Source organism: Acidiferrobacter sp., assembly GCF_054609335.1.
Genome location: NZ_JBTRWP010000002.1, coordinates 81,725 through 91,840, shown reverse-complemented (window position 1 = coordinate 91,840; position 10,116 = coordinate 81,725). Strand labels below are relative to the sequence as shown.

9 protein-coding genes are annotated in these 10,116 nt (G+C 63.8%); 8 read left to right on the top strand and 1 reads right to left on the bottom strand.

Translation table 11 applies throughout. The annotated features are described in order from the left end of the window. Positions 1 to 22 precede the first annotated feature (22 nt). From ftsZ to arfB, 8 genes are all read left to right on the top strand, one after another. Positions 23 to 1,171: a cell division protein FtsZ gene (gene ftsZ, locus ACYCTF_RS01025; RefSeq protein WP_461283019.1), complete on the top strand. Its 1,149-nt coding sequence runs from the start codon at positions 23 to 25 to the stop codon at positions 1,169 to 1,171. Between the two features lie 175 nt (positions 1,172 to 1,346). Next, complete coding sequence (gene lpxC, locus ACYCTF_RS01020) at positions 1,347 to 2,258, top strand: UDP-3-O-acyl-N-acetylglucosamine deacetylase (protein ID WP_461283018.1); 912 nt, start codon at positions 1,347 to 1,349, stop codon at positions 2,256 to 2,258. Positions 2,259 to 2,286: 28 nt separating this feature from the next. Next, entirely contained in the window at positions 2,287 to 2,784 is a 498-nt protein-coding gene (locus ACYCTF_RS01015) for a hypothetical protein (RefSeq protein WP_461283017.1), read from the top strand. After that, a complete protein-coding gene (locus ACYCTF_RS01010; protein WP_461283016.1) occupies positions 2,781 to 3,692 on the top strand; it encodes a M23 family metallopeptidase in 912 nt (303 codons plus the stop codon). Before ACYCTF_RS01015 ends, ACYCTF_RS01010 begins: the two co-directional genes overlap by 4 nt. Before the next feature lie 69 nt (positions 3,693 to 3,761). Continuing rightward, the gene (gene secA, locus ACYCTF_RS01005; protein WP_461283015.1) at positions 3,762 to 6,443 is read left to right on the top strand and encodes a preprotein translocase subunit SecA; all 2,682 of its coding nucleotides are present in this window, start codon (positions 3,762 to 3,764) and stop codon (positions 6,441 to 6,443) included. Between the two features lie 9 nt (positions 6,444 to 6,452). Beyond that, positions 6,453 to 7,670, top strand: a complete 1,218-nt coding sequence (gene argJ / locus ACYCTF_RS01000) for a bifunctional glutamate N-acetyltransferase/amino-acid acetyltransferase ArgJ (RefSeq protein ID WP_461283014.1) — start codon at positions 6,453 to 6,455, stop codon at positions 7,668 to 7,670. After that, positions 7,561 to 8,616, top strand: coding sequence for a Nudix family hydrolase (locus tag ACYCTF_RS00995; protein ID WP_461284415.1), 1,056 nt, complete (start codon positions 7,561 to 7,563; stop codon positions 8,614 to 8,616). The genes argJ and ACYCTF_RS00995 overlap by 110 nt, the downstream gene beginning before the upstream one ends. A gap of 449 nt (positions 8,617 to 9,065) precedes the next feature. Further along, a complete protein-coding gene (gene arfB / locus ACYCTF_RS00990; protein ID WP_461283012.1) occupies positions 9,066 to 9,488 on the top strand; it encodes an alternative ribosome rescue aminoacyl-tRNA hydrolase ArfB in 423 nt (140 codons plus the stop codon). On the opposite strand, the gene ACYCTF_RS00985 is transcribed toward arfB, so the two are convergent. Continuing rightward, on the bottom strand, positions 9,472 to 10,008 hold the full coding sequence (locus ACYCTF_RS00985; RefSeq protein ID WP_461283011.1) for a GNAT family N-acetyltransferase: 537 nt from the start codon (positions 10,006 to 10,008) through the stop codon (positions 9,472 to 9,474). The genes arfB and ACYCTF_RS00985 overlap by 17 nt on opposite strands. Positions 10,009 to 10,116 lie beyond the last annotated feature (108 nt).

Here is a 10,116-nt window from a genome sequence, read left to right as displayed (position 1 = left end):
TTAAAGGATAGGAGAGTGGGCCATGTTTGAAATCGTAGAGACGAGCGGCCAACAGGCCATCATCAAAGTCATAGGGGTTGGCGGCGGCGGCGGTAACGCCATAGAGTACATGATGAACTCCAATATCGACGGCGTAGAGTTCATCGTTGCCAATACGGACGCACAGGCGATCAGGAAGTCGTCGGCCAACGTGATCTTGCAGCTTGGTTCCAACCTCACCAAGGGGTTGGGCGCCGGTGCCGATCCTTCGGTCGGGCGCCAAGCGGCCATGGAAGACCGGGAGCGCATAGCCGAGGCGATTGCTGGGGCCGACATGGTATTCATCACGGCGGGCATGGGCGGAGGTACCGGTACGGGTGCGGCGCCCATCGTAGCCCAAGTGGCGAAGGATCAGGGCATCCTGACGGTGGCTGTGATCACGAAGCCGTTCCCTTTCGAGGGCAGAAAGCGCATGAGCGTTGCCGAGCAGGGGATACGGGACCTCGCCGAGTATGTCGACTCGATTATCACAATCCCGAACGAGAAGCTGCTTGCCGTGGTCGGCCGTGACATGACCTTGCTCGACGCCTTCGCCAAGGCCAACCAGGTCTTGCAAGGGGCTGTGCAGGGGATTGCCGAGCTCATAACGAAGCCCGGCCACATCAACGTCGATTTTGCCGACGTCCGCACGGTAATGTCGGAGATGGGGATGGCAATGATGGGGTCGGCGGTTGCGCGGGGTTCCGATCGTGCCCGCGAGGCGGCGCGTGCGGCGATCTCGAGCCCGCTTCTGGAGGATGTGGATATCGCCGGCGCCCGCGGTATGCTAGTAAATATCACCGCAAGCGCCGACATGTCTCTGGGCGAGTTTGCCGAAGTCGGCGATACGATCAAGGAGTTTGCGTCCGACGACGCAACCGTGGTCATGGGCCATGCGATCGATCCCACAATGGAGGACGCGATGCGCGTCACGGTGGTCGCGACCGGGCTTGGCGGCGGTCAGAAGCGGGCGGCCGTCGCATTGAAGGTGGCCAAGGGCGGCGCCGTGGGGGGTGGGGCCACTCCGCTCCCGGACTACGACGATCTGGATACTCCCACCGTCATCCGCAACCGGCGGGTGGGCCAGAAGCTCGACACCCAGGCCGCGGATTACCTTGACATTCCGGCCTTCCTCCGTCGTCAGGCCGATTAGGTCCGTTTGTCGGGGCAGAGGGGCCGGATATGACCGTATTGGACGACCGACCTGGACAGAGCCGGATTTTGTCTTTATTGTTTAAGACACTAGCCGAGGCTTGCCTCCGGTGGCCGAACAGGGAGGTCCGGCATGGTCAGCAAGGTGCTATTCTGCATCACAGCGCGGAAGTCTCATGATAAAGCAACGTACGTTAAAGAACGTGATTCGGGCCACAGGGGTCGGGTTGCATACCGGGGAGAAGGTTTACCTGACCTTGCGTCCGGCGCCGGTCGATAGCGGCATCATCTTCCGCCGGGTCGACTCACCGCAGCTCATGGAAATACGGGCGTGCCCCGAGAACGTCAGTGACACACGCCTCTCGACGACGCTCGAGCATAACGGGGCACGTGTTTCGACGGTCGAACACCTGATGTCGGCCTTTGCGGGTCTTGGGATCGACAACGCCTATGTGGATTTGACCGCGCCAGAAGTCCCCATTATGGACGGCAGTGCGGGGCCCTTCGTCTTTTTGATCCAGTCGGCGGGGGTCGAGGAGCAGGCGGCTCATAAGCGCTTCATCCGCATCCGTAAGACGATTGAAATTCAGGATGGCGACAAATGGGTGCGCTTTGAACCGTGGGACGGTTTCAAGGTGTCCTTTGCGATAGACTTTGATCATCCCATTTTCCGCAATTCGACCCAGACGGCTTGCATCGACTTCTCCACGACCTCGTTCGTGAAGGAGATCAGCCGGGCGCGGACGTTCGGCTTCATGCGCCAGCTCGAGGCCCTGCGACAGAATGGCTTGGCCCGCGGGGGCGGTCTCGACAACGCCGTCGTCATGGATGATTTCCGCATTTTGAACGAGGACGGGCTGCGTTACGAAGACGAATTCGTGAAGCATAAGATCCTGGATGCGATCGGGGATCTCTACCTTCTGGGGCATCCCCTGATAGGGGCCTTCAGCGCCTGCAAGTCGGGTCATGCCTTGAATAATCGCTTGCTGCGCGCGTTGGTTGCGGATGCCGAGGCCTGGGAGATCGTCTCGTTCGAGGAGACAGATCGTCCGGCCATCTCCTTCGCGAGGGCCATCCCCGCAGTTTGATGGGGTCAGGGCGACCGAGGACAGTGACGTGAAAGCGGACAAGCCTGCGAATGTGACGTTGAGGATCGTGGGCCACCGGAGCCGCTTGAATCGCCATTGGCGGCTTAGCGCACGGCAATGGCAGGTCGCGATCGGCGTCTGTGTGGGCGTCGTCCCCCTGCTGCTTGCGTTCGGGGTTTATGGGCTGCTCGCGGCCCTGGTCCCCGCCGTGCAGGGTCCTGGCCGGAGCGCAGGCGCGGCCATCGTGGCCCACGCGGAGCTCGCATCGATCACCCGCAATACCGCCGCCGGCCTCGATGTCATGGGCTCTGAGCTCGGCGCGTTGCATAGTGATGCCGTCCGACTGGCGCTTCTTGAGCGGCGGCTGGTGCAGTCAGCGGGCCTCCCGCTCGGCGCCGCGCTCCACCCGCACGCGCGGCTACGGACCATGCCGGTCTCGTCGGCGAAGCGTCCACGCCGGATCTCTAAATTGCGCGCCCTTGCGCAAGAGCTTTCGCTCCCGGCACGCAAGCGGCGAACCCTATGAACATCATCTTTATGCGCGAGGGCGATGCGCGTTCGCGGCCCGTCAGTTTGAGTGTTGGGCGGATAGCTGCCGGTGCCACGGCCTTGTTCGGCGTGATGCCGCTTGTTTTGGGGGTGCTCGCTTTTTGGTTATTCGCCCATCGGGGGCCTGATACGACAGCAAGTGCCGGTGCGCCCGACGCCCTGGCACAGGTTCAGAGGCTTGCTACCGTGAGCCGCACCGACCTCACGGGTCTTGCGACGGCAGTCGGTAGGCTGAGAGCCCGCGCCAGCCGGCTCGATGCCATGTCGGCGCGCCTCGGAGCTCTCGCGGGCCTGCCGGTCGGAGCCTTGTCGCTGCCGGCGGCTTTCTCTGCCGATGAAGCGGTGCCCAAGGACGGCCGGGGTTGGACGATTGCCGGTCTCCGGGCCTTGTCGGGGCGACTGAAGATCGAGTTCGCGCGCCGTTCAGCTCAACTGGCGGTGCTCGCAGCGATTCTGGCGGCCCATCGTGTCGCGGCGCGTATGACCCCGCGCGGCTGGCCTGTGCGCGGCGGCTGGATATCCTCACCCTTCGGCCCGCGCCCGGACCCCTTCACGGGTCGGCCGGGCTTCCATCCCGGGATCGACATCGCCGTGCCACTCGGCACGCCGGTGCGCGCCATGGCCGCTGGTATCGTCATTTTCGCTGGTCAAGATGGCGGTTTTGGCCGCCTCATCAAGATTTCGGATGGCCACAGTGAGGTGACCATGTATGCCCATCTGAGCGCGCGCTTCGTGCATGTGGGGGAGGTGATCCACAAGCACCAACTCCTCGGGCGCGTGGGCGATACCGGGTATTCGACGGGCCCGCACCTGCATTTCGAGGTTATGCTCCACGGCGTACCCATCAATCCGGCGGGCTTTCTGCGACTGGCCGACCGGCATTGAGTGAAAAAGTGTTCAAGTAGCCCCCCTTTTCGGCCATAATGCGACTTTTTCTGAGTCGTCCAGAGGGTTATGGCCGCGAACGTCCTAAGTAGATTCTTCGGTAGCCGCAACGAGCGCGTGGTTCGACGCTTGCGCCAGAAGGTGGGGTCGATCAACGCCCTCGAGCCGCGCTATGCGGCGCTTTCGGACGACGAGCTGCGCAATCAAACGGCCGTGTTCCGCGAGCGGCTCGGGCGTGGCGAGCCGCTTGATGCCCTGCTCCCAGAGGCCTTCGCGGTGGTCCGCGAGGGCTCGCGCCGAGCGCTTGGGATGCGGCACTTCGATGTCCAGTTGATCGGCGGCATGGTCCTCCATGAGGGCAAGATCGCGGAGATGCGCACGGGTGAGGGTAAAACCCTCGTGGCGACCTTGGCCGCCTATCTAAATGCCTTGCCCGGGTCTGGGGTCCATGTCGTCACGGTGAATGACTATCTGGCTGCGCGTGACGCGGAATGGATGGGGCGCCTCTACCGTTTTCTGGGCCTGTCGGTTGGGACCATCGTCTCATCACTGGACGGCCCGGCGCGTCGGGAGGCGTATAACGCCGATATCACGTACGGAACGAACAACGAGTTCGGGTTCGATTATTTGCGCGACAATATGGCGTTCAGCGCCGACGAGCGTGTCCAGCGTGCGCTGCATTACGCCATCGTAGACGAGGTGGATTCGATCCTCATCGATGAGGCCCGCACACCCCTCATCATATCCGGGCCTACCGAAGAGAATACGGATCTTTACGTCAAGATTGACGTCATCGTGCCCCGCCTGAAGAAGCAGGAGACGACCGGGGGCCCCGGCGATTATTCGGTGGACGAGAAGGCCAAACAGGTTTACCTCACAGAAGAGGGTCATGAGACAGCCGAGCGCCTGCTGGCACAGGCCGGTTTGCTCACGGAAGGGGAGAGTCTCTACGATCTTGCCAACATGGGTCTGCTGCATCATCTGAACGCCGCGCTGAGGGCTCATGCCCTGTACCATCGCGAGGTGGATTACATCGTGGCTAACGGCGAGATCGTCATCGTCGATGAATTCACGGGACGCATGATGACGGGACGGCGCTGGTCCGACGGGCTTCATCAGGCCGTCGAGGCCAAGGAGCGGGTCGAGATCCAGAACGAAAACCAGACGCTTGCGTCGATCACGTTCCAGAATTACTTCCGTCTCTACGAGAAGCTCGCCGGGATGACCGGCACGGCCGACACGGAGGCCTTTGAGTTTCAGGAGATTTATAACCTCGAGGTCACGGTGATCCCGACGCATCGCGCCGCGATCCGTAAAGATCAGGGGGATCAGGTCTACAGGACCACCGCCGAGAAGCATGCCGCCATCGTCACCGAGGTCGAGGAGGCCCACAAGAAGGGGCAACCGGTGTTGGTCGGGACGGCCTCCATCGAGAGCTCCGAGAGTCTGTCGGCCCTGCTGGAACAGGCGCGCATCCCTCACGAGGTGTTGAACGCTAAGCATCACGAGCGCGAGGCGCACATCATTGCTCAGGCGGGTCGCGCAGGGGCCGTGACGATCGCCACCAATATGGCGGGCCGCGGCACGGATATCGTGCTCGGAGGAAACCCGGAGGCGGAACTGACGCCCGATGCTGACGAGACGGCGCGTAAGCGGGCCCGGGATGAGTGGCAGGGAAGGCACGATCGCGTCATCGAGGCGGGCGGGCTCAAGGTGATCGGGACCGAGCGGCACGAGTCGCGCCGTATCGACAATCAGCTGCGTGGGCGGTCGGGTCGCCAGGGCGACCCGGGCGAGACCCGCTTCTATCTCTGCCTCGAGGATAATCTGATGCGTATCTTTGGGTCGGATCGGATTGCCGGTCTCATGGAGAAGCTCGGCATGGAGCAGGGCGACGCCATCGAGCACCCGTGGGTGACGAAGGCGATCGAGAACGCCCAGCGTAAGGTCGAGGCCCACAACTTCGATATCCGAAAGCAGTTGCTCGAGTATGACGATGTCGCGAACGATCAGCGCAAGGTGATCTACGAGCAGCGCAACAAGCTCCTCGTTGCCGACGATGTGGGCGCGAGTGTGGCGGCGATTCACCGTGATGTGGTTGATGCCCTGATCAGCAACCATGTGCCGCCGGCCAGCTTTGAGGAGCAATGGGATATCGAGGGGCTTAAGACGACGCTCGACCATGAACTGCGTCTCGGTCTGCCGGTCGACCAATGGTTGAAGGATGACACCAACCTGGACGAGGAGGGGCTGCGCGCGCGGATTCTGGAGGAGGCCGAGAAGCGTTATCGTGAAAAGGCTGAAGAGATCGGCGCGGAGACTATGCGTCATCTCGAGAAGGCCATCATGCTCCAAGTCCTCGATCTGCAGTGGAAAGACCACCTCGCGGCGATGGATCATCTTCGCCAAGGGATACAGCTGCGAGGGTACGCGCAAAAGAGTCCGCAGCAGGAGTACAAGCGTGAGGCCTTCGAGCTTTTCTCGCACATGCTCGATCGCATAAAGCATGAAGTAATCACGACCATCGCCCAAGTGGACATCCAGGACGATAGCGATATCGACGCCATCGACGAGCAGCGCCGCCAGCAAGGGGCCGCGTTCTATGAACACCCAAGTCTCGATCTCGCGGGAGAGGGCGCGGACCTTGCGGTGCAGACGATCACGCGCAGCGGGCGCAAGGTTGGGCGCAACGATCCCTGTCCGTGCGGTTCAGGTAAGAAGTACAAGCAGTGTCATGGGCGTCTCGTCTAAGGAGTTATTATGGCCGTAGGAGTGAGGGCAATGCCGCCGCTTGGCGTGATCGCGGGCGTACGGCTGGGGACCGTCGCTGCGGGGATCCGTAAGGCCGCTCGGCGCGATCTCGTCGTCATTCAGTGTGCCCCAGGGACGACGGCCGCCGCCGTCTTCACGCAGAGCCATTTCGCGGCCGCACCCGTGATCGTAGCTAAGGAGCACTTGCGCGCCTGTGAGCCGCGCGCGCTCGTCATTAATACTGGTTACGCGAATGCCGCGACCGGCGCCGCCGGCCTCGAGGATGCACGTTCCTGCTGCGTGGCCGTAGCCGAGGCTCTGGAGTGTAGGGTCCAGGAGGTCCTCCCTTTCTCGACGGGCGTCATAGGCGAGCGTTTGCCGGTGGCGGCGGTGGTGGCCGGGATCCCGGCGGCAGTGGCCGCTGCCACCGAGGACGGGTGGGCGGATGCCGCGTTTGGCATCATGACCACCGACACGGTGCCCAAGGCGGGCGTTCAGGAGGTGAGTATCGGCGGCGTATCGGTGCACTTGGCCGGTATCGCTAAGGGGTCGGGCATGATTCACCCGAATATGGCGACGATGTTGTCTTTTGTCGCGACCGATGTCGAGGCCCCGCGGCCCATCCTGCAGGCGGCTCTGGAGCGTGCCGTAAAGACCACCTTCAACGCGATTTCCGTCGATGGGGATACCTCGACGAACGATGCCTTGGTCGTGCTCGCCACCGGTCGCTCGGGCGCGCGCCTTACGGCCGCCGAAGGTCCGGAATTCACGGCTTTTTGCGATGCCCTGGAACGTCTCTGCGCGGAACTTGCGCAGGCCATCGTCCGTGATGGCGAGGGCGCGACCAAGTTTGTGCGCGTCGAAATCTCCGGGGCCCGCTCCGATGGGGAGGCGCGGGTGGTGGCTGACACCATCGCGGGTTCTCCGCTCGTCAAGACCGCCCTTTTTGCGAGCGATCCCAATTGGGGCCGCATCCTCATGGCCGTGGGGCGCGCACCTATCAGGCTCGATGATGCGAACCGTGTGGTCGTACATTTGAACGGGGTGCGGGTGTTCCGCCAGGGCATGGTCGATCCCGATTACCGTGAAGAGATGGGTCAGAAGGCCTTGGCCGGGGATGAGATCGTGGTGGCCGTGGATCTCGGGCAGGGCGTGGGGCGCGCGGCCGTGCACACCTGCGATTTTTCCTATGATTATGTCCGCATCAATGGATCCTACCGGACCTGAGCGCGTCGTCGCCGGCCTCCTTTGGGGGGACGGCGGGCGCGTGTTGGTCGCATGCCGTCCGCCAGGCAAGGCCGGCGCGGGGCTCTGGGAATTCCCGGGCGGCAAGGTCCGGGCCGGTGAGGCGGACGCTGATGCCTTGAGACGCGAGCTCCATGAGGAGCTTGGGATCACGGTGGGCGCGTGCACGTTTTTGCCTCACTACCGCGCGAACCCGCCTGCGGGTCTCGAGCTCACATTCTGGCGTGTCGAGTCCTATGACGGTGTACCGGAGGGTCGCGAGGGCCAGGAGATCCGCTGGTGTCCGATCGATGCGCTCGGAGATCTCCCCTTCCTACCAGCCGACCGCCCCATTCTGGCGCGATTGCGTCTGCCGTCCCTCTATCTGGTTAGCGACGTCGACGGTTTGGGTGAGGCCTTGTTTGAGGAGCGCCTCTTCCAGGCCGCCCGTCGCGAGCCGGTCTTGCTGCAGTTGCGCGAGCCGTGGGCCGCCCCGCGTCTGCGTGAGTATGCGGCGTATCTGAAGCGCGTATTGGCCCCCCATGGCGGCCGCTGTGTCGTGAACGGCGATCCCCAGGAAGCGCTTGGGTGCGCCGACGGGGTCCATCTGTCGGCGGCGCGGCTTGCGCGCCTGAGTGCGCGCCCGGCGTCGGCTGACGGGCTCGTAGGAACATCCTGCCACAATGCGCAGGAATTACGGCAGGCCGAGGCCCTGGGCTGCGATTTCGCCGTGCTCTCGCCTGTGAAGGCCACGCTGACGCATCCCGGCGCCACCCCACTAGGCTGGGAGCGTTTTCGGCACATGGTTTCGGAGGTAACGTTGCCGGTTTACGCTTTGGGGGGCATGACGCGCGCCGACCTCGGGGTGGCGGAGACCCATCTCGCGCAGGGCGTGGCTGTGCGCAGCGCAATTTTTGGGAAGGAGGGCGTGACGCTCCCGCCCCGCTAAAGCGGGTAGGCAATCTGGCTTAAAGCCGCGCTCAGCGCCGCGCCACACCGTTTCAGGCGGGCGATCTTTCCTTTTGATCCCGGGCTCCGGTTGTCTGATCTAGGCGCGCGTGGCGTCCGGCGCCAGGTCGACTCCCTGAGGTCCGCGCCGCGCCACACCTCACGCGCGCCTGCCCGAAGAGCGCATGGTCGGCTTAGGTGGCAAAACGCCCGCGTTGGCCGAACGGATGAGCGCCGTCAGATCCATCACGTCCTCGGCTCCCTCCCTGAATCGGATACGCAGACGACATGCGGGAAGGGCGGCGCGCTTGCCGCGGACGAATCCGTGTCGGACTCGTACAGGCTCTATGCGGCTTTATGGCGCCTTGATGCGACAGCCGGTGGGGGTTCGGCGCCTTCGCTTAGGCCGCGATCCTTGAAGGGGTGGGGGTCTGCGCGTATCGTGACGCCATGATCCCCATCGCACCAAGCCTGTCGCTCTCCGAGGATGAGATCGAGGAGCGCTTCGTCCGTTCCCCGGGTCCCGGTGGGCAGAACGTGAACAAGGTCGCCACGGCCGTGCAGTTGCGTTTCCATGTGGCAAGTTCCCCGTCTCTGCCTTCGGGCGCGCGCGATCGCCTGTTGCTTTTGGCGCGCGGGCGTATCACGCGCGAGGGGTACCTTATAATCCACGCTCATACCCATAGGACCCGCGAGTGCAACCGGCGCGAGGCCCGTAAACGGCTGGTCCATTGGATACAACGGGCCCTCGAGGTCCCGGAACGGCGTATCGCAACCCGTCCGACGCTCGCTGCGCGTCGGCGCAGGCTCGATGACAAGCGCGCCCGCGGGCAGGCCAAGGACCGCCGCCGCCCGGTCACGGCCGGTGACTAGCCAAGCCGCCGGAGGCCTCGCGGTCAGGTCCGGCGCTTCCTTCCGGTTCCTTCAGATCCTTGTCGAAATGGAAGCCTATGATGCGGTAGCCGCGATGCATGTAGAAGGCGTGCGCCCGATCGTTTGTGACGTAGGCGTCGAGCACGGCCTTCTGGCAGCCCTGCCGGCGGGCGTAGTCTTCCACCCAGTCTAGGAGCGCCTGTCCGATCCCGTGGCTGCGCCACGCAGGATCGACCACGACGTTGTCGATGTCGACGTAGCGGCCACACCAAAAGCGCGTCCCGAACCACATGCCGGCCACGCCCACGCACCGGCGGTCCACGAACGCCCCCGCGCAGCGATAGCCGTTGTCGCGCATCTCGCCAAGTCGCTGGGCAAGCACCGCCCGCGACGTGTCCGGATTCAGGATCTCGATGAGCGGCAGTATCGCTGCCAGCTCGTTTTCGGCCAAGAGCCGAATGCAGGACCGGGCCTCGGGCCGCGGCTGTTGCGCCTCGTCCATTTCATGTCGCGTTGCCAAATCACAGTCCTCGCGAGGGGTTTGAAGGGCATGCGCCCCGATCCGCCTTGGGCTCGGTGAGTTTAGCCGGCCATGGTCGCGGTGGCCACGGCCGGGGGTTGGCGCCCC